This is a genomic window from Klebsiella sp. GB_Kp056 (genome assembly GCF_040064755.1).
Classification (GTDB): domain Bacteria; phylum Pseudomonadota; class Gammaproteobacteria; order Enterobacterales; family Enterobacteriaceae; genus Klebsiella; species Klebsiella quasipneumoniae.
Genome location: NZ_JBEAJA010000035.1, coordinates 75,597 through 94,873, shown reverse-complemented (window position 1 = coordinate 94,873; position 19,277 = coordinate 75,597). Strand labels below are relative to the sequence as shown.

The 19,277-nt window shown below is 56.2% G+C and carries 18 protein-coding genes, 1 tRNA gene and 1 pseudogene; 9 read left to right on the top strand and 11 right to left on the bottom strand.

Annotated elements, in window-relative coordinates; genetic code table 11:
* Positions 1 to 1,017 carry an iron ABC transporter substrate-binding protein gene (locus ABLV52_RS03010; RefSeq protein ID WP_032455292.1) on the bottom strand — a complete coding sequence of 339 codons (1,017 nt, stop codon included), beginning with the start codon at positions 1,015 to 1,017 and terminating at the stop codon, positions 1 to 3.
* Positions 1,018 to 1,419: 402 nt separating this feature from the next.
* Between ABLV52_RS03010 and ABLV52_RS03005 the strand changes: the two are divergent.
* Together ABLV52_RS03005 and ABLV52_RS03000 are read left to right on the top strand one after the other, a co-directional pair.
* Positions 1,420 to 2,034 (top strand): annotated as a pseudogene (locus ABLV52_RS03005) (CSS-motif domain-containing protein); the annotation flags it as partial.
* Between the two features lie 111 nt (positions 2,035 to 2,145).
* Positions 2,146 to 2,955 (top strand): EAL domain-containing protein, encoded by an 810-nt coding sequence (locus tag ABLV52_RS03000; RefSeq protein WP_348890008.1) that lies wholly within the window; start codon positions 2,146 to 2,148, stop codon positions 2,953 to 2,955.
* Between the two features lie 44 nt (positions 2,956 to 2,999).
* Here the strand turns inward: ABLV52_RS03000 and ABLV52_RS02995 are convergent, their stop codons facing one another.
* The 4 genes from ABLV52_RS02995 to ABLV52_RS02980 all read right to left on the bottom strand — a co-directional run bounded on the left by ABLV52_RS02995 (position 3,000) and on the right by ABLV52_RS02980 (position 8,013).
* Positions 3,000 to 3,341, bottom strand: coding sequence for an STAS domain-containing protein (locus tag ABLV52_RS02995; RefSeq protein ID WP_023289065.1), 342 nt, complete (start codon positions 3,339 to 3,341; stop codon positions 3,000 to 3,002).
* Between the two features lie 63 nt (positions 3,342 to 3,404).
* Positions 3,405 to 5,831, bottom strand: a complete 2,427-nt coding sequence (locus ABLV52_RS02990) for a glycogen/starch/alpha-glucan phosphorylase (protein ID WP_348889977.1) — start codon at positions 5,829 to 5,831, stop codon at positions 3,405 to 3,407.
* Between the two features lie 322 nt (positions 5,832 to 6,153).
* A tRNA-Ser gene (locus tag ABLV52_RS02985) sits at positions 6,154 to 6,241 on the bottom strand.
* A gap of 119 nt (positions 6,242 to 6,360) precedes the next feature.
* Positions 6,361 to 8,013 (bottom strand): ABC transporter substrate-binding protein, encoded by a 1,653-nt coding sequence (locus tag ABLV52_RS02980; protein WP_086075745.1) that lies wholly within the window; start codon positions 8,011 to 8,013, stop codon positions 6,361 to 6,363.
* A 268-nt stretch (positions 8,014 to 8,281) separates the two neighbouring features.
* Here ABLV52_RS02980 and yccA point away from each other — a divergent pair, with 268 nt between their 5' ends.
* Positions 8,282 to 8,941 carry an FtsH protease modulator YccA gene (gene yccA, locus ABLV52_RS02975; protein WP_002898458.1) on the top strand — a complete coding sequence of 220 codons (660 nt, stop codon included), beginning with the start codon at positions 8,282 to 8,284 and terminating at the stop codon, positions 8,939 to 8,941.
* An 87-nt stretch (positions 8,942 to 9,028) separates the two neighbouring features.
* Positions 9,029 to 9,358: a sulfurtransferase TusE gene (gene tusE / locus ABLV52_RS02970; protein WP_004201447.1), complete on the top strand. Its 330-nt coding sequence runs from the start codon at positions 9,029 to 9,031 to the stop codon at positions 9,356 to 9,358.
* Here the strand turns inward: tusE and yccX are convergent.
* From yccX to ABLV52_RS02955, 3 genes are read right to left on the bottom strand one after another with little or no spacing between them, the layout of a single operon-like run.
* The gene (gene yccX, locus ABLV52_RS02965; protein WP_004201446.1) at positions 9,355 to 9,636 is read right to left on the bottom strand and encodes an acylphosphatase; all 282 of its coding nucleotides are present in this window, start codon (positions 9,634 to 9,636) and stop codon (positions 9,355 to 9,357) included. The genes tusE and yccX overlap by 4 nt on opposite strands.
* 48 nt (positions 9,637 to 9,684) lie before the next feature.
* Positions 9,685 to 10,473 (bottom strand): AraC family transcriptional regulator, encoded by a 789-nt coding sequence (locus ABLV52_RS02960; RefSeq protein WP_023289061.1) that lies wholly within the window; start codon positions 10,471 to 10,473, stop codon positions 9,685 to 9,687.
* Between the two features lie 17 nt (positions 10,474 to 10,490).
* Positions 10,491 to 11,045 (bottom strand): YbhB/YbcL family Raf kinase inhibitor-like protein, encoded by a 555-nt coding sequence (locus ABLV52_RS02955; protein ID WP_109546483.1) that lies wholly within the window; start codon positions 11,043 to 11,045, stop codon positions 10,491 to 10,493.
* Between the two features lie 190 nt (positions 11,046 to 11,235).
* On the opposite strand from ABLV52_RS02955, the gene rlmI reads away from it, so the two are divergent.
* On the top strand, positions 11,236 to 12,438 hold the full coding sequence (rlmI, locus tag ABLV52_RS02950) for a 23S rRNA (cytosine(1962)-C(5))-methyltransferase RlmI (RefSeq protein WP_348889976.1): 1,203 nt from the start codon (positions 11,236 to 11,238) through the stop codon (positions 12,436 to 12,438).
* Positions 12,439 to 12,497: 59 nt separating this feature from the next.
* On the top strand, positions 12,498 to 12,815 hold the full coding sequence (gene hspQ, locus ABLV52_RS02945; RefSeq protein WP_023289058.1) for a heat shock protein HspQ: 318 nt from the start codon (positions 12,498 to 12,500) through the stop codon (positions 12,813 to 12,815).
* Between the two features lie 30 nt (positions 12,816 to 12,845).
* On the opposite strand, the gene ABLV52_RS02940 is transcribed toward hspQ, so the two are convergent.
* The gene (locus tag ABLV52_RS02940) at positions 12,846 to 13,259 is read right to left on the bottom strand and encodes a CoA-binding protein (RefSeq protein WP_023289057.1); all 414 of its coding nucleotides are present in this window, start codon (positions 13,257 to 13,259) and stop codon (positions 12,846 to 12,848) included.
* Between the two features lie 154 nt (positions 13,260 to 13,413).
* Between ABLV52_RS02940 and mgsA the strand changes: the two genes are divergently transcribed.
* Positions 13,414 to 13,872: a methylglyoxal synthase gene (gene mgsA, locus ABLV52_RS02935; protein WP_004201439.1), complete on the top strand. Its 459-nt coding sequence runs from the start codon at positions 13,414 to 13,416 to the stop codon at positions 13,870 to 13,872.
* A gap of 11 nt (positions 13,873 to 13,883) precedes the next feature.
* Here mgsA and helD read toward each other — a convergent pair whose 3' ends face one another.
* A complete protein-coding gene (gene helD / locus ABLV52_RS02930; RefSeq protein ID WP_348889975.1) occupies positions 13,884 to 15,938 on the bottom strand; it encodes a DNA helicase IV in 2,055 nt (684 codons plus the stop codon).
* 124 nt (positions 15,939 to 16,062) lie between these two features.
* On the opposite strand from helD, the gene ABLV52_RS02925 reads away from it, so the two are divergent.
* Both ABLV52_RS02925 and yccS read left to right on the top strand, forming a co-directional pair.
* A complete protein-coding gene (locus ABLV52_RS02925) occupies positions 16,063 to 16,509 on the top strand; it encodes a YccF domain-containing protein (protein WP_004201437.1) in 447 nt (148 codons plus the stop codon).
* Positions 16,510 to 16,526: 17 nt separating this feature from the next.
* A complete protein-coding gene (gene yccS / locus ABLV52_RS02920; RefSeq protein ID WP_023289054.1) occupies positions 16,527 to 18,662 on the top strand; it encodes a YccS family putative transporter in 2,136 nt (711 codons plus the stop codon).
* A gap of 10 nt (positions 18,663 to 18,672) precedes the next feature.
* Here yccS and ABLV52_RS02915 read toward each other — a convergent pair whose 3' ends face one another.
* A complete protein-coding gene (locus tag ABLV52_RS02915) occupies positions 18,673 to 19,269 on the bottom strand; it encodes a TfoX/Sxy family DNA transformation protein (RefSeq protein ID WP_023289053.1) in 597 nt (198 codons plus the stop codon).
* Positions 19,270 to 19,277 lie beyond the last annotated feature (8 nt).

The following is a 19,277-nucleotide window of genomic DNA, read 5'->3' as shown; positions in this document are numbered from 1 at the left end:
TCAGAGCAGGCCAGCCTGCGTCATCAGTTCAATGACCTTTTTACTGTTCAGCGAGGAAGGTTCTACCTTCGGGGCATCCAGATCTTTCAGCGGGGTCAGTTTCGGGTTAGAGGCCGCGTCTACCCCCACCGCATATTCGAAGGCGTTATTGGTGCGCAGCGCATCCTGTCCCTGCTTACCGGTGATCCATTTAATAAAGGCCTGAGCCTGCGCTTTATGTTTGCTGGAGGCCAGCACGCCGCCGCCGGAAATGCTGACGAAGGCCCCTGGATCCTGGTGTTTGAAGTAATACAGTTGGGTGTTTTTGCTGTTCTCGCCGGTTTTTGACTGGTCAACGAAGCGATAGTAATGGTAGATCACCCCGCCGTCGATCTGCCCGGCGTTGACCGCTTTCATCACCGTGCTGTTGCCTTTATAGGCGACAAAGTTGGTTTTCATCGCCTTCAGCCAGTCGAGGGTCGCCTGCTCACCCTTCAGCGCCAGCATCGCGCTGACGATAGCCTGGAAATCCGCCCCCGATGGCGAAGCCGCCCAGCGGCCCTTCCACTCCGGTTTCGCCAGATCCATTAGCGAGTGCGGCAGCTGCGCCTCGCTAATTTTCGCCGGGTTATAGACGAAGACGGTGCTGCGCGCGGCGATGCCGATCCAGCGTCCGTGCTGAGGGCGGTACTGCGCCGGAACCTGCTGCAGGGTCGCCGCATCCAGCGGGGCGAAAAGTTTGGCATTATCAACCAGCACCATCGACGGCGAGTTCTCGGTCAGAAACACATCGGCTGGCGACGCGGCGCCTTCCTGAACCAGCTGATTACCCAGCTCGCTGTCATCACCATTGCGCAGCGTGACTTTAATACCGGTCTCTTTCGTAAATCCATCCACCCACGACTTCACCAGATTTTCGTGTTGGGCGTTGTAGACCACAATCCCGTCCTGACCGTCAGCCGCCATCCCTTGCGGCGCCAGAAACAGTGAAGCGGCAACCAGCGCTGCCGTGCGGAGGGGCGATAAGCGAGATTTCATGAACGCATCCTTAATGAAATAGGGCAATTAATGGTAAATAGCCTGAGCGGAGAGGATTAAATCACAGCAAAAAAAGAATGATAATGAAAACAATTATCATAAACTTAAAAAAGCAAAAAATAGCGCCGGTCTGTTATTAGGGATTAGAAAATGCTTAAAACCATCCGTTCCCGAAATTTAGATTAAGAAAACATTAAGCTGTGATTTTTTTATTGCCTTCATGACAGAACAGCCGCCTCTGCACGTTATCTGCGGTCTTTGCCGGCAGGTATTGTGATACTGATCATGTTTTTAATATGCGCCGTCATCATGAAAGATATCCCCCTTCTACGATCATTAAAAAGCCTTTACCGTCAGAGGGATGGTTAACTTTATGCACACTCACCCTGGCACGCACGATAAATGAAAGAGATAAAGCGGCGAAACGCATGGATTGCCTTTTCCCTGGCGCTGGTGGTATTTCTGGCTGGCGTGTTCGTCATTAACTGGCAACTGTGGCATTCCGACCAGGCCGCCCATGTCGCCGCCGCCCGCCAGGCGGCGACGAAAATCGCCGTTATTCTGGATGAGGCCCGCACAGCAACGGTGACGGCGATGAACGTTAGCCGCAGCGGGTGCTCGGAACAGGGTCAGTTTCAGCTCGGAACGGAGGCCGCCCTGCAGCCGCATCTGCGCACCATTATGCTGATAAAAGAGGGCCAGGTGTGGTGCTCGTCCCTGCCCGGCAACCGGGTCCTGACGCTCAGCCCTGTTTCTTTATCTGACGAACCTCTGATGCTGCTCCCGGCCAGAATGATGGTCAATAAGCGTCCGGTGCTGATCTATCAGACGCACTCAGCGCAGATCCGGGTGATTGTCACTATCAGCGACGTCCATCTGCGCGATGCGCTATATAGCGATTCGGATAGCAATGGGCTGGCCCTATGGGTTCAGGATCAAATGATTACCAGGCATGGCGATGTCCAGCCACAGGCTGCGGATCCAAGCCGGAGCGTTTTTACCTCGCCGGCCTATCCGTTTCGCATTGCCTATCCCGAGTCATCTTTTTTAAGCCCCGGCCGCCTGGTGAATAATGGCGCCGGTTTGCTGATTTTTATTTTCTCTGTTTCGCTGCTGTTTTATTTTCTGATGCGTAAATTTCTCAATGTTTACACCTCTGAAGAGGAAAAGTTGCGCTACGCCATCGCCCAGGGCTATATCGTTCCCTACTACCAGCCTTTGGTGAACGGGAAAACCGGTGAGATATACGGTGTGGAAATACTGGCACGCTGGCAAAACACCACCACGCCCTCGCGTTCACCTGCTGAATTTATACCGCTGGCCGAGCGTACCGGCCTAATTATTCCGCTGACCCGCAGCCTGATGGCGCAGGTAGCCGCCCAGATGAGACCGCTCTTTAATAAACTACCGGATGGGTTTCATATTGGCCTCAACATCAGCGCGTCGCATATTAACTCGCCGACGTTTATCGATGATTGTCTGCACTTTCAGCGCGGCTTTGAGGGTAAAGCGGTAAAGCTGATGCTGGAGATCACCGAGCAGGAACCGCTGTTACTCAATGGGGCGGTGGTCGACAAGCTCAACAGGTTACACAACTGCGGGTTTTCCATCGCGCTGGACGACTTTGGTACCGGCTATTCCGGGCTTTCCTATCTGCACGAACTGGTGTTTGATTACATTAAAATCGATCAGAGCTTTGTCGGTCGCGTGACCGGAGAGACGCCGTCAAGCAAGCTGCTGGACTGCGTGATAGAGATGGCCCGAACGCTTTCACTGCGCATCATTGCCGAGGGCGTTGAAACCCAGGCCCAGCTGGATTATCTCAATCGCCAGAATATTTCTCTGCTGCAGGGCTACTTCTTCTGGAAGCCGATGCCCTACGTCGCGCTGGTGATGCTCCTGCTGAGTAAACCGAAGGCACGGATTATCGAAGAATAAGCGGGCGGTCAGTAACCCGGCGGCAATCCTGCCCTGCACAAACCTCATCCCTGAGCAAACAGGTTCAGCGCCTCCTGACGGTTCTCTTTAATAGAAAAGATACGATCCATACGGGTAAGCTTGAACAGGTTCTGGATCGTCCCGTTGAGCGAACACAGCACCAGCTCTCCCTGCCCACTGACGCTCTTGAGTATGGATACCAGGGCGCCCAGGCAACTGCTGTCGATAAACTCGACATGGCTCAGATCCAGCAGTACGTTTTTCGTCTCCCCGTCGATGGCCTCGAGGACCTGCTGCTTAAACGCCGAGACAACGGAAGCATCCAGTCGACGCACCAGGGGCACGATAATTTTGACGCCCTGCTCAGTATGTAATTCAACGTTCATCTTTATCCTCAATGTTGGCTGACACCTGTCAACGCGACTCAGTTCTGTTTGGCGTGTGCTTTTTTAGCGGGTGATGCCCCAGATATCCCTGGCGTAGCCGCGGATGGTTCTGTCGCTGGAAAACTCCCCCATCCGGCAAATGTTGAGCAAGGCCCGGCGGTGCCAGCGATCCGGTTGTTCAAAATCAGCCATCGCCTGCTGTTGCACCTGACAATAACTGTCGAAATCCAGCAGATGGCAGTAATGATCGGCCCCCGTCAGCATCTGATGCAGCGGCGCAAACCGTTCGCGATCGGCGGTAAACTGCCCGGACACCAGGCTATCGACCACTCGTGCGATAGCCGGATTCTGATGATAAAACGCAAGGTGATGCCCGAGGCGTCGGCTCTCTTCAATCTCTTCCGCCACCGCGCCAAACAGATAAAAATTATCGATCCCCACTGCCTCGCGGATTTCGATATTCGCCCCATCATAGGTGCCGATAGTTAACGCGCCGTTCATGGCAAACTTCATATTGCTGGTGCCGGACGCCTCGGTTCCGGCGGTGGAAATTTGCTCAGAAAGATCCGTGGCGGGAATAATTTTTTCCGCCAGCGAGACTTTATAATCTTCGAGGAAAACCACTTTAAGCTGCCCGGCGACCTGCGGGTCACTATTAATTTTTCGGGCAACGGTATTAATCAACTGAATAATCAGCTTCGCCATCCGGTAGCCCGGCGCCGCTTTACCCGCAAACAAATGGACCTTAGGCGCAATCGTTCTCCCTGCCTCTTTGATCTCCAGGTACAGCGCGATCACGTGAAGAATATTGAGTAACTGTCGTTTGTATTCGTGAATACGTTTGACCTGACAGTCAAACATGGCCAGCGGATCCAGCGGGATGCCGTAGCGTTGCGCCACCAGCTGGCTGAGCGCGGTTTTGTTAGCAAATTTTATGGCCCGGATATTGTCAATAACGGCCGGATCGTCCACCAGGTTTTCCAGACGGGAGAGCTGGGGTAAATCGGTTGGCCACCCCTCCCCCAATTGTTGGTGCAAAAACTCTGCCAGCCCAGGGTTAGCCTGCTGCACCCAACGACGCGGTGTGACGCCGTTGGTCTGATTAATGAATTTCTCCGGGGTGATAAAATAGAAATCAGGCACCAGCTGTTTTTTGACCAATTCTGAGTGCAGCCACGCCACCCCATTCACGCGATGGCTACCGACAATGGCCAGATTAGCCATGCGGATTTGCTTATCATGATGTTCGTCAATTAAAGACAGCGAAGATAACAGATGATTTTTATCCGGCCAGCGCCGGGCCACCGCTTCGAGAAAACGGTGGTTAATCTCAAATATAATCTGCAAGTGACGCGGCAGAAGTTTCTCAAACAACGACACCGGCCAGGTCTCCAGCGCTTCCGGCATCAGCGTATGATTGGTGTAGGCGCAGGTATTTTGCGTTATCTCCCACGCCTGCTCCCAGGGCAGTCGGTATTCGTCCACGAGGATCCGCATCAGCTCCACCACCGCCAATGCCGGATGGGTGTCATTAAGCTGAATAGCCACATGCTGCGCCAGCAAAGTAATGTCGTCATTAACCTCAGCGTAGTCACGAAATATATCCCGCAGCGTACAGGCCACCAGAAAATATTCTTGGGTCAGCCGCAGCTCTTTTCCGGTCAGCACCTCATCGGAAGGATAGAGTATTTTTGAAATATTCTCCGAGGCGATTTTTTCACTCACCGCCTTGATATAATCGCCGCGATTAAAAATATGGATATTAAAGGAGTCAGAGGCTACCGCGCTGTAGAGACGCAGCTTGTTGGTGGTCGTATCCCGGTAGCCGGAAACAAAATAGTCATGGGGAATACCAACGATAGTTTTCCAGCCGAGCCACATCGGGTTGTAATTACCATCAATATCTTCGCTATGCTCGATATACCCCCCCAGCGGGATCAGAATGTGCTGGGCGTGATGCTCCACCAGCCATGGGGAATGCATGGAGTGCCAGTCATCAGGATGTTCGATCTGCTGATCGTTTTGAAAGGACTGGCGAAAAAGGCCATATTCGTATTTGATGCCATGCCCGGACGCTGCAATGTCAAGGGTGGCCATCGAGTCGATAAAGCAAGCGGCTAAGCGCCCTAATCCGCCGTTACCCAGCGCGGCGTCAGGCTCCTCGTCAAGGAGGCGTTCAAGATCAAACCCCAGGTCATTGACCACCTGGCGCATCTCCGACAGTAAATTCATATTCACCAGGTTATTACGCAGCGACTGGCCGAGTAAAAACTCCATCGACAGGTAGTAAACTCGCTTTTTTCGCGCTTCGCGCTGCCGCGCCTGGCTCGACAGAAAATGGTCCTGCTGAAAATGACGAATGGCCAGCGCCACCGCGTTAAAAATATCGCCTTGCGTGGCTTTATTTAAGCTGACACACAGCGTGTATTTTAATTGTTCTTCAACCAACGCCCGTAATTCTTTGATATCTTGCGGATTAATGACAGGCATGCTGACCTCACTGGTCTCTTTTCTGCGTAAAACCGTGGCAGGTAAATCATCATTTTTCCAAGTATAGACGAAGTTTTTTTGCGGAAAGTTTTTATTCCTGAGCATCAATTCGCTTATATCGTGCTTCGGAACAATTAACATTCCTCCTTTTAAACGGATTGGTGGTTTCATTTTCGCCAGCTGATTACGCTGCGGCGCTGACAGAGTCAACGAGATTTCGCATGGCGGGTTTGCGAGGTCGGGAGGTCAGGATGAAGCGCGGTTGGGATGGTCAAAGGGAAAAGCAAAAAGGGGTTACCTTTCGGTAACCCCTTCTTTTATATGGCGGAAGCGCAGAGATTCGAACTCTGGAACCCTTTCGGGTCGCCGGTTTTCAAGACCGGTGCCTTCAACCGCTCGGCCACACTTCCGGTGTGAGGCGCACTATAAACACCTCGGCGGATGCTGTAAAGCACCATTTTGTTCAACTGCCTTAAAAACAAACAAATCTGTGTTATTCGTCTGAATTTCAGGCAGTTCGCACAGAAAATCAGCGCCCATCGCCGCTCGTGGACGGCAGTTTCTTTATGTACATATCTTTGGTGTAGTAGTACCCCAGCTTGTCCGGCGTGAAGCCGCCCACCCAGGGCTTCACTAAATGGGTACGCACATAGTGATAGACCGGAATGGCGGGGACATCCTGCGCCAGCAGATCTTCCGCCTGCTGATAGTATTTGCCGCGGGTCGCCACGTCGGTGGCTTTCGCCGCGTTGTGCAGCGCCTCATCGTATGCCGGGTTGCTGTACTGACTGGTGTTCTCGCTATCCCCGGTGCGGAAGGTATTGAGGAAGGAGGCGGCATCGTCGTAGTCGGCAATCCACGCGTAGCGGACGGCGTCAAAATTATGCGTATGCATCGTATCCAGCATCGTCTTCCACTCCTGGTTCTGCAGCTTCACCTCGACGCCGAGGTTTTTCTTCCACATAGAGCTGGCGGCGATGGCGATGCGCTGATGTGACTCGTAGGTGTTATATAGCAGGGTAAAGACCAGTGGGTGCCGCTCATCGTACCCTGCCTGCGCCAGCAGTTTTTTCGCCTCGGCAATCCGCTTCTCGCGCGGCCAGCTGGCATAGTCCGGGTTGTGTAGCGTCACGCCGCCAATATCCGGCTGACTGATCACCCAGGCCGGGCGCTGGCCCTGGCCGAGTACTTTTCCGGCAATGATATCTTTATCAAGCGCCATATTCAGCGCCCGACGCACGCGCGCGTCGTTAAACGGCGGCCGGGTGGTATTGAACTCGTAGTAATAGGTCGCCAACTGTGGCGAAACGTCCAGCTGGTCGCCCATGGTTTTCTGCAACTGCGCAAACTGATTGATCGGCACCGTGTAAACAATATCGATCTCCCCCGCTTTGTAGCGATTAACATCGGCGGCCTCGGAAGAGACTGGCAGGTAAGTGACTTTATTGATAACCGTGTGCGCATTGTCCCAGTACTTCACATTACGTTCAGCCACCAGCCGTTCATTCACCACCCATTGGGTCAGCTTATAGGGCCCGCTGGTGACGATATGCTCTGGCCGGGTCCATTTATCGGCAAAACGCTCCACCAGCACTTTGTCGATCGGCACCAGCGCGGGGTGCGCCAGCATCGCCAGGAAGGCAGCATTCGGCTGAGTCAGGGTGACCTGCAGCGTGGTGTCGTTTAGGGCTTTCACCCCCAGCGTCTCGGGGCCCTTTTGCCCCAGGGCAATCTCTCGGGCGTTGGTGATATGCATATTGCCGGGGTAGCTTGCATAGGGGGAGGCGGTGGCCGGCGAGACCAGCCGTTGCCAGCTCCAGACGATATCCTGCGCCGTGATGGCCGTGCCGTCGGACCAGGTCAGGCCGGGACGTAAATGGAAGGTCCACAGCTGGTTGTCCTTGTTTTCCCAGCGTTCCGCCAGCCGGGGCTCGACCGCCCCCGCAGGCGATACGCTGACCAGACCTTCGAAGAGATCGCTAATAATATTATTTTCAACGTCGCTCTCGACTTTGTGCGGATCGAGCGAGGCTGGTTCACTGCCGTTATTTCTGACCAGCTCCTGCTTTTCCGCCAGCTGGGTGCCCGGCGGCACCTGCGCCGCCTGCGCCCCGCCGATCATTGCTATCATACTGACTGCCAGCAGCGTTCGCGTGATGTGATTGTTTTGATGTAATGTCATTTCCCTTTGCCTTTAACGTACGGAGTTATTCCCCCTTCCACACTTAGTCGCAGAATTTCAATAAAGCAATATTTTTCAGTAACCTATAAGATTTCGATCGGCTCACCGAAGCGAAACGCGAAAACATATCGCTTTTTCCAATCCATGCAGAATTATATGCTAGTCAAAAGCGGCAAAAGCTAAGTAAAGATGGGTAAAAGCATTAGGGCTTCACGCTTGTTTTTCTTATTCTTTATACCTAATTACATCTGTCATAAGAGAGTGACTCATGGATCGCATAATTACATCATCGCGTGACCGTTCCTCGCTGCTCAGCACGCACAAGGTTCTGCGTAACACCTACTTCCTGCTCAGCCTGACGCTGGCGTTTTCCGCCATCACCGCTACCGCCAGCACGGTGCTGATGCTTCCTTCCCCGGGGCTGATTTTGACCCTCGTGGGGATGTACGGTCTGATGTTCCTGACCTATAAAACGGCGAATAAGCCCACCGGGATTATTTCCGCCTTCGCCTTCACCGGGTTCCTCGGCTATATCCTTGGACCGATGCTGAACGCGTACCTTTCTGCCGGCATGGGCGATTTGATCGGCCTGGCGCTGGGCGGTACGGCGCTGGTCTTCTTCTGCTGCTCGGCCTACGTGCTGACGACGCGCAAAGATATGTCTTTCCTCGGCGGGATGCTGATGGCCGGCGTGGTCGTGGTGCTGATTGGTATGGTCGCTAACCTGTTCCTGCAGCTGCCGGCGTTGCACCTGGCGATTAGCGCGGTGTTCATCCTGATCTCTTCGGGCGCCATCCTGTTCGAGACCAGCAACATCATCCGCGGTGGTGAAACCAACTACATTCGCGCCACGGTCAGCCTGTATGTCTCGCTGTACAACATCTTTGTCAGCCTGCTGAGCATCCTGGGCTTCGCCAGCCGGGACTAACCGTTCCCCTGCTAACAAAGGCCTCGCTTATGCGGGGCCTTTTTTTTTGCTACACTGCGGCCAGTTTCAGGCGGTATGTGAAAAATTATGTTTATTTTTGAAGGCAACGAAATTGAGACGGATAGCGAAGGCTATCTGAAAGATACCACCCAGTGGAGCGAGGCGATGGCCGACGTCATCGCCGCGCAGGAAGGGATAACGCTCGCCGTTGAGCACTGGGAAGTGGTGCGCTTTGTGCGCGAGTTTTACCTTGAATTCAACACCTCGCCAGCGATCCGCATGCTGGTAAAGGCGATGGCCAACAAGTTTGGCGAAGAGAAAGGCAACAGCCGCTATCTCTATCGCCTGTTTCCGAAAGGCCCCGCCAAACAAGCGACCAAAATCGCCGGTCTGCCGAAGCCGGTGAAGTGCATCTAATAGAGGATCGCGAACTTGTCCCAGCTGCGGGTGGGTTGATGGGGTTCAGTCAACACTCGGTCAACCCGCGCGCTGCGCGGCCCACCGGCTTTCAGCCAGGCGATGAGTTTCTCCACCTGCTCCGCCTCGCCGCAGGCAAGCACTTCCACCCCGCCGTCGTCCAGATTACGGGCATAGCCGGTCAATCCCAGCTGCAGCGCTTCCCGCTGTGTCGAATAACGAAACCCTACGCCCTGAACCGAACCGTAAACCCATGCCATCGTGCAGATACTGGCCATCATCGTCTCCTTTTCGCTCACCCTTTATGCTGAGGATAGCAAATTCATTCAGCGTACGTGCTTTGGCAGTAAACCATAGTGCTGACGGAAGCGCGCGGTAAAGCGCGATCCCGACTGATATCCGCTGTTCTGCGCAATTTCCCCGATGGGCCGCGAAGTGGTCTGCAGCTGCCCCAGGGCATGGGCCATCCGCACCTCCTCGACAATCTGGCGAAAACTCTGCGATTCCTGCTGCAGCCGACGGCGCAGCGTGGACTCGCCGAGAAAGAGCATTTTCGCTACCCGCGACACGCTCCACGCTTGCGCTGGCGACAGCATGACCAGTTGTCGAACCTGCGCCGACAAATCCTGCTGCCGCTCGACGAGCAGCGGGCCGGCATAACCCGCCTCGTGCAAGGCCAGCAGCAGGCCCATGGTCTGATGCTGCTGCAGAGAGGGGGACAAGCCTTCCCGCACCGCCTGCAGAACGCTTTGCCACATAAACGCCAGCTCAGTCGTCACCGGGGCGCAGAGCGAGGTCAGACGCCCGGGCGGTGGTTCACTGACATAGCGGGTCTTGAACGCCGTCAACAGCTCGGGCGTCAGCGACAGCAGATCGGAGCAAAAGAGGCCATTCTCCGGCTGGTTAATCACCTCCAGCTCAACGTCTGCCGGCAAAACAATCAGCTGTTGCGGGGTCGCCAGCACCCGGCTCTCCCCTTGCACAATCACCTTGCTGCCGCGCTTTACCCGACAGAGCGCCGGGGCGAACAGACGCACCCGATGCAGCCTGCATAGCCGTCGGGTGGTGATCTCCGCGGCGGTCAGGGCGTTATGCTGAAAATGAATACTCTCCATCCGACCACCCTTTTATTTTAGCGCCCGGCCGTCGCCGTCAACTGGGCGCTGGCGAGAGCATGGCTGTGTAACAGATACCCGACCAGCGCCCCGCTGGCATCGGCGTTCACCGGCAGCGTGGGGATATCCAGCGCCCACACCGTAAAACGGTAGCGATGCGGTTTATCTCCCGCCGGCGGGCAGGCGCCGCCGAAGCCGGCATAGCCAAAATCATTGCGGCCCTGTACCGCTCCGTTCGGCAGTGTAGCGCTGTTTTTATCTCCCGCGCCAGCGGGCAGAGAAGAGACGCTGCTGGCAATATTGACTAACGTCCAATGCCACCAGCCGCTGCCGGTAGGCGCATCAGGATCCCGGACGGTGACCGCGAAGCTGCGCGTGCCTGCCGGGGCGTTTTTCCATGTCAGCTGTGGAGAGACATTGCCTCCTGTGCAGCCGAAACCGGTAAACCAGTGCTTCTGGGCCAGCGGCTGCCCGTCACGCATATCATTGCTGCTCACGCTAAACGGCGCAGCCATCGCGCCACTGCTCACTGCAGCAACCATCGCCACAACTATCCGCATACCTGTTTTCATCGTCTTCTCCTCCTGGGGGTGAGAAGACAGAGTATGAAACGCCACGCAAGGTGAATGTGCTGAAGCGCCTGCATTTTGTGCCGAAACGCTCAACCGCGCCTGGCGGGGGAAAGATGCTTGTATGCGCCAGGTGTGCTAATCTACGCGCCATTTTTCGGTGCCGACATTCCCGTTGCTTAAAGGTAGCTCCATGACAGATTCCCTATTCCCCCGCTTAGTGTTAGCCAAAGGACGCGAGAAATCCCTGCTGCGTCGCCATCCGTGGATTTTCTCCGGCGGCGTCGCCCGCATGGAAGGTAAAGCCCGCAGCGGTGAAACCATCGATATCGTTGACCATCAGGGAAAATGGCTGGCCCGCGGCGCTTACTCGCCGTCGTCGCAGATCCGCGCCCGCGTGTGGACATTCGATCGCAACGAAGCCATTGATAACGCCTTCTTTGAACGCCGCCTGCAGCAGGCGCAAACCTGGCGTGCCTGGCTTGCCGAGCGCGATGGCCTCGACAGCTACCGTCTGATCGCCGGCGAGTCCGATGGGCTGCCGGGCGTGACAATCGACCGCTTTGGCAACTTTTTCGTACTGCAGCTCCTCAGCGCAGGCGCCGAATACCAGCGCGCCGCCATCATCAGCGCCCTGCAGAGCCTGTTCCCGGACTGCGCCATTTACGATCGCAGCGATGTCGCGGTGCGTAAAAAAGAGGGGCTGGAGCTGGCCCAGGGGCCGGTAGTGGGCGAACTGCCGCCAGCGCTGCTGCCGATCGCTGAGCATGGCATGAAGCTGTTGGTCGATATCCAGGGCGGGCACAAAACCGGCTACTACCTCGACCAGCGCGACAGTCGCCTGGCGACCCGTCGCTACGTGGCGGACAAACGGGTGCTGAACTGCTTCTCTTATACCGGCGGCTTTGCGGTGTCAGCGCTGATGGGCGGCTGCCACCAGGTCACCAGCGTGGATACCTCGCAGGAAGCGCTCGACGTTGCGCGCCAGAACGTGGAGCTCAACGGACTGGATCTGTCCAAAGCGGAGTTTGTGCGCGACGACGTGTTCAAACTGTTGCGTAAATACCGCGATCAAGGGGAGAAATTCGACGTCATCGTGATGGATCCGCCGAAATTCGTAGAAAATAAAAGCCAGTTGATGGGCGCCTGCCGTGGCTATAAAGATATCAATATGCTGGCGATCCAGCTGCTGAACCCCGGCGGCGTGCTGCTGACCTTCTCCTGCTCCGGCCTGATGACCACCGATTTATTTCAGAAAATCATCGCGGATTCCGCAATTGATGCCGGACGTGATGTACAATTTATAGAACAGTTCCGTCAGGCTGCCGACCATCCGGTGATCGCAACCTATCCGGAAGGGCTGTATCTGAAGGGGTTTGCCTGTCGCGTCATGTAACTTGAAAAACGAAACATGAGCCTCATATAGGGAGTATTCATGTTTCCCAGGAGGTGCCTATGATAGCCAGCAAATTCGGTATCGGCCAACAGGTCCGCCATACGCTCTTGGGCTACCTGGGCGTCATCGTCGATGTCGATCCCGAGTACTCGCTCGCGGAACCGGAAGAGGATGAAATTGCCGCCAATGACGAACTGCGCGCGGCCCCCTGGTACCATGTAGTGATGGAAGATGATGATGGCCAACCCATCCACACCTATCTGGCAGAAGCGCAGCTGAGCAGCGAACCCCGCGACGAACATCCGGAGCAGCCGTCCCTCGACGAGCTGGCCAAAACAATTCGTCAGCAGTTGCAGGCGCCGCGCCTTCGCAATTAAACAAAACCCCGCCAGGCGGGGTTTTGTTTATTATTTTGCTAATCCCAGTCGCGGTAGCTCAATGGCCGGACAACGATCCATCACCACGTTTAACCCGGCTTCTCGGGCCAGCACCGCGGCCTGTTCATTGATCACCCCCAGCTGCAGCCACAGCGTTTTCGCGCCGATAGCAATCGCCTCCTGCGCCACGCCCCATGCCGCTTCTGAATTACGGAAGACATCAACCATGTCGACCTTTTCCGGTACATCGGCAAGCGTTCCATAGCCCTGCTGCCCCAACAGCGTCTTGCCTGCCACCTTCGGCGAAACCGGGATAACGTGATACCCCTGATCCAGCAGATACTTCATGACCCGGTAGCTAGGACGGTCAGGTTTGTCGCTGGCGCCGACCAGCGCAATCGTCCGTGTCGAGGTCAGGATTTCGGCAATATCGTTCTCTTTCATGGTTTCCTCCTGCTATTTCACCTAAGTGTATGCTAATCCGCAGCAGGGGGCCATCCAGGCTAACCCGCAGATTCAGCAAAATTTTCATCCCTGATGCTTGCAGCGACAGCCACATTCAGTAATCTGTCAGCAGGTCAAAATGCGGAATGAAAATATGGAACTGACAACACGTACCCTGCCTGCGCAAAAACATATCGCGCTGGTGGCTCACGATCACTGTAAAGATATGCTGATGAAATGGGTTGCTCGCCATCAGGCGCTGCTGGCGCAACATGTTTTGTACGCCACCGGCACTACCGGCAACCTGGTCTCCCGGGCTACCGGGCTGGAGGTCAATGCCATGCTGAGCGGCCCGATGGGCGGCGACCAGCAGGTGGGTGCCCTCATTTCAGAAGGGAAAATCGACGTGCTGATCTTCTTCTGGGATCCGCTGAACGCCGTTCCCCACGACCCGGATGTCAAAGCCTTGCTGCGTCTGGCCACGGTCTGGAACATTCCGGTCGCCACTAACGTCTCCACCGCTGACTTTATTATCCAGTCGCCGCACTTCGCTCAACCGCTCGATATTCTGATCCCGGATTATCCGCGATATCTTGCCGAGCGCCTGAAATAATCGAACCGCGATCACGGCTTTCTGGCCACAGGCACATCCAGCGCCTGCAGGATCTCGACAAACGGCGACGGTTGCGCCTTGTTAAATAACAGCCACACCCGGTGACGGGCGCGGGTTATGGCCACGTACAGCAGTCGACGTTCCTCCGCATCCGGAAAATCTTCCGGTTGCGGCAGGAGCGCCTCCTCTATGATCGACTCGCGCGCTGGGGCCGGAAACGCATCCACTCCCTCCTGCAGTCCCAGCACAATGACATAGTCGGCCTGTTGACCTTTGCTGGCGTGAATAGTCATAAAATCAAGCTGGAGGTGCGGCCAGCGCGTCGCCGCTTTATCAAGCGCCTCGGGCTTCAGATGATGGTAGCGGGCAAGCAGAAGGATCCGCTGCTCGGGCTTAACGTAACCGCTCAATTTATCCAGAAGATCGTCCAGCTTATCGTCGGCTAACAAAGTGACGGCCTTTTTATCTCCCGCGGTCAGGCTATTCAGCGGTTTGCTTAACTGATGCGGATTCTGCTGGATAAAACCATTGGCTATTTCGCCGATACGCCCGTTAAAGCGATAGGTGGTATCCAGCGCACAGCAGTCCCCTTCGCCAAAGTAGTGGTTGAACGCGGTGGTCAGGGAGAGCTGCGCCCCGCTGAACCGGTAAATCGCCTGCCAGTCATCGCCAACGGCAAAGAGCGTGGTTTGGCTATTTTGCCGGCGTAACGCGGCCAGCAGCGAGGCTCGCTGCGGCGAAATATCCTGAAATTCATCCACCAGAATGTGTTTCCACGGGCTAACGAAGCGGCCTTTATCGAGAATATTGACCGCCTGATGGATCAGGCCGGAAAAATCAACCGCATTCTCCGCCTTCAGCGCCGCCTTCCACTCTTTCAGCAGGGGCGACATCAGCTTCACCCGTTTACTGAACAGATCGCGTACCGCATCCGGCGCGCCGGCGATCATCTCTGCCTGGGAGCCGCCGTGCATGCGCATCAGGCTGACCCAGCGGTCAAGCCGGCTGGCCATCCGCCGCTGCACCTTTTTATCCTGCCAGAAGTCCCCCTCCGGCAGTTGCCAGCCCATCTCCTCTTCCAGCCACAGGCGCCAGCCTTTCGCCTGCGCTTTTTTCTCCTGGCACTGCTTTTGCCAGCTTTTCAGCAGCAATGCGTGGCGGGCCGCAGTATCGCTTTCCAGCTTACTGATGGTGGGCACTTTTTTGCTGCCCTGCTGGATAATATGCAGCGCCAGCGAGTGGAAGGTGCGGGCGGTAATATCGTCTGATGCCAGACGCTCGCGGATCCGCTCATCCATCTCCTGCGCCGCCTGGCGGCCAAATGCCAGCAGCAGAATTTGCTCTGCCGCCGCTTCTCCCCGCGCCAGCAGCCAGCCCGCTCGTGCCACCAGCACCGAGGTTTTACCACTGCCCGCTCCCGCCAGCACCAGCAGGGAGTGCTCGCCGTTCACCACCGCTCGCGCCTGCGACGGATTGAGCGGGGAGGATTCCACTCCGTTAAAAAAGCCGCGATACTGTTCCAGCATCGCCTCGGTAAAGGCCTGGTTATGGGCCTGACGCGCCGCTTCAATATCCCCTAACCAGCGCTGACATTCCCGCCACAGCTCCCGGCAGTTATCAAAGGCGTCAAGCCGGCTGGTGGGCATCGGCAGCCCGGTTAACGCCTGGCGAATATTATCCTGAACATCCGCCACCTGCTGACGCGTCAGCCACTTACCTTCTGCCCGGGTGCGTTCGATAGCTGTCAGCTGCTGCTTCAGCACCCCGGCGGCGATATCGCTCATTTCCGTGCTCCACTGCTGCCAGAGCGTGTGTAAATGGTGATAAAAGCGCTGCGTTTCGCTCCATTCGGTACCGTGCAAACGCACGACTTTATCGTCCGGCAGCACAAACTCCAGTTCGCCCCAGACCAGACCGCGCTTACAATGCACTGACAATAACTGATTGAAAGGGATAAGATACTCATGACGATCGCCGGAAACCTTTACCCCGGCATTCAGTAACTGCACCCTGTCATAAGGATGCTGAGCCATGCGTTTGCCCAATGTTGTCGCTTTAAGTTCCATATAATGTCGATTTTCAATCAGGGTGGATTGTTTTTCAGTTTAACCGCCCCGGACCAGGTGCTCCAGCGCAAAAAAACGTTACAATTGTCAGGTCTTATTATCCACAGGGCAAAACCGAGGCTTTATGCGTACCATTCTGAATATTTTGAACTTTATCCTTGGCGGTTTCGCCACCACTTTAGGCTGGCTGCTCGCCACCCTGGTCAGCATTATGCTGATCGTCACGCTGCCGCTGACTCGTTCCTGCTGGGAAATCACTCGCCTTTCGTTATTTCCTTATGGTAACGAGGCGATTCATGTTGATGAGCTCGAGCCAGGTCGCCAAAACAGCCTGCTGAACGCCGGCGGCACCATCCTGAACATTCTGTGGTTCATTTTTTTCGGCTGGTGGTTGTGCCTGATGCATATTTTCAGCGGCATCGCCCAATGCCTGACTATCATTGGCATCCCGGTGGGGATCGCTAATTTTAAAATCGCCGCCATCGCCCTCTGGCCGGTGGGTCGCCGGGTCGTCTCTGTGGAAACCGCGCGCGCAGCGCGCGAAGCCAATGCGCGTCGTCGCTTTCAGTAACCGAATGGAACACGGACATGATTAGCCCCCTGCTACGCCGCTACACCTGGAACAGCGCCTGGCTTTATAACGTACGCATTTTTATTGCGCTCTGCGGCACGACGTTGTTTCCCTGGTGGATCGGCGAAGTCAAACTGACCATCCCCCTCACCCTCGGCGTCGTGGCCGCGGCGCTGACCGACCTTGATGACCGTCTGGCGGGCCGTCTGCGCAACCTCGCCATTACTCTGGTTTGCTTTTTTATCGCCTCCGCCTCCGTGGAGCTGCTGTTTCCGTGGCCGCCGCTGTTTGCCCTTGGTCTGACCGTGTCTACCATCGGCTTTATTTTGCTTGGCGGCCTCGGACAGCGCTATGCGACCATTGCCTTCGGCGCTCTGCTTATCGCCATCTACACCATGCTCGGCGTCACGCTGTACGATCACTGGTATCTGCAGCCGTTGTTCCTGCTGGCGGGAGCCGTGTGGTACAACCTGCTGACGTTGTCCGGCCACCTGATCTTTCCAATTCGTCCACTGCAGGACAACCTGGCGCGTAGCTATGAGCAACTGGCCCGCTATCTGGAGCTCAAATCCCGGCTGTTTGATCCAGACCTTGAGGATGAGAGCCAGGCGCCGCTGTACGATCTGGCCCTCGCCAACGGCCAACTGGTGGCGACCCTTAACCAAACCAAGGTCTCACTGTTGACCCGACTACGAGGCGACCGGGGACAGCGTGGTACTCGTCGTACGTTGCAGTATTACTTTGTGGCCCAGGATATTCATGAACGCGCCAGCTCATCGCATATTCAGTACCAGACCCTGCGCGACCAGTTCCGCTACAGCGATGTGATGTTCCGTTTCCAGCGCATGCTTTCGATGCAGGCGCAGGCCTGCCAGAAACTCTCGCGGGCGATTCTGCTGCGCGAACCCTATCAACATGATGCCCATTTCGAACGGGCGTTTATGCATCTCGATGCGGCACTTGAGCGCGTACGCGCCAGCGGCGCATCCGATGAGCAGCTCAACGCCCTTGGCTATTTACTCAATAACCTGCGCGCCATTGATGCTCAGCTGGCCACGATTGAATCGGTGCAAACCACCGCGCCCGCCGGGAGTAATACAGAGACGCTGCTGGCCGACGACAGGCTCGGCGGACTGAACGATATCTGGCTGCGCCTGCAGCGCAATATGTCGCCAGAGTCAGCCCTCTTTCGCCACGCGGTGCGTATGTCGCTGGTGCTCTGCGCCGGCTATGCCTTCATCCAGTTTACCGGCCTTCAGCACGGCTACTGGATCCTGCTGACCAGTTTGTTCGTCTGTCAGCCGAACTATAACGCCACCCGCCATCGCCTGGCGTTGCGGATCATCGGCACGCTGGTCGGGGTGGCGATCGGCCTGCCGGTCCTCCTGCTGGTACCGTCGGTTGAAGGGCAGCTGCTGCTGATCGTCCTCACCGGCGTGCTGTTCTTCGCCTTTCGTAACGTGCAGTACGCCCATGCCACCATGTTTATTACGCTGCTGGTGCTGCTGTGCTTTAACCTGCTTGGCGAAGGTTTTGAAGTCGCGCTGCCGCGCATCATTGATACGCTGATCGGCTGCGCCATCGCCTGGGCGGCGGTCAGCTTCATCTGGCCGGACTGGAAATTCCGCAACCTGCCGCGGGCGCTGGACCGGGCGCTAAACGCGAACTGCCGTTATCTGGATGCCATCCTGGAGCAGTACCACCAGGGCCGCGACAACCGGCTGGCCTACCGTGTCGCACGCCGTGACGCCTACAACCGCGATGCTGAGCTGGCTTCCGTCGTCTCGAACTTGTCGACGGAACCACGGGCGGATGCCGCCCAGCGCGAGACCGCCTTTCGCCTGCTGTGTCTCAATCATACCTTCACCAGCTACATTTCCGCTCTCGGCGCGCATCGGGAAAAACTGTCCACGCCGGACATCCTCGCCCTGCTCGATGATGCGGTCTGCTATGTGGATGATGCCCTGCATCATACCCCAGCGGATGAACAGCGGGTGCAGAAGGCGTTGACCAGCCTGCAAAGCCGGATCCACCATCTGGAGCCTCGCGCGGACAGTAAAGAGCCCCTGGTGTTACAGCAGATTGGCCTGCTGCTGGCGCTGTTGCCTGAAATCTGCCGCCTGCAGCAGCGGGTACACGCTCAAACGGAATAACCGTTGTCCATTAGCGCGCAGACGCCCATTCCAGAAGCTCCTGACGCCGTGGCGTCGGGAGCGCGGCGGCATGAACGCCAACGATAGCCCCCTCCAGCGCCAGCAAGACGTTGTGCGATAGAGAAGCATTGTTCTCGCGCAGCTTTAGCCAGGCCTGGCGGGCGCCCACCTCCCGTAGTGCTAACACGTCTGGAATGCCCGAGTGAATCAGCTGCAATTCCATATGAAAGCTGATATTGGGTAAATCCTTCAGGCGTCCCGACGACCGGCGGCGATATTTTTCACGCTGGGCGCTCTGCCACGACATCAGCGACAAGCGGAAAAGCTGTTTCTCATCGCGCCACAAGGCATCGTCGATTTGATAATACTTTAGCGGCACGATGCGCCCGTGTCGGCGCAGCATCAATAAAGGATTATGGTGTTCTACCCGATAGGCAGCGCTCTGCTCGCAGGCCTTTAGATAAATATTCCCCTCTGCCACCATCGCAAACACGGTATCTTCGATAGCCAGGCTGTAGCCGCCAAACAGGGGGCGAGAGTGAAGTTGACCCAGCGGAGAGACGCAGGCCTGAAATTGCGGGAGCCGCGGACATACGAGTTTTCTCATGATCATTC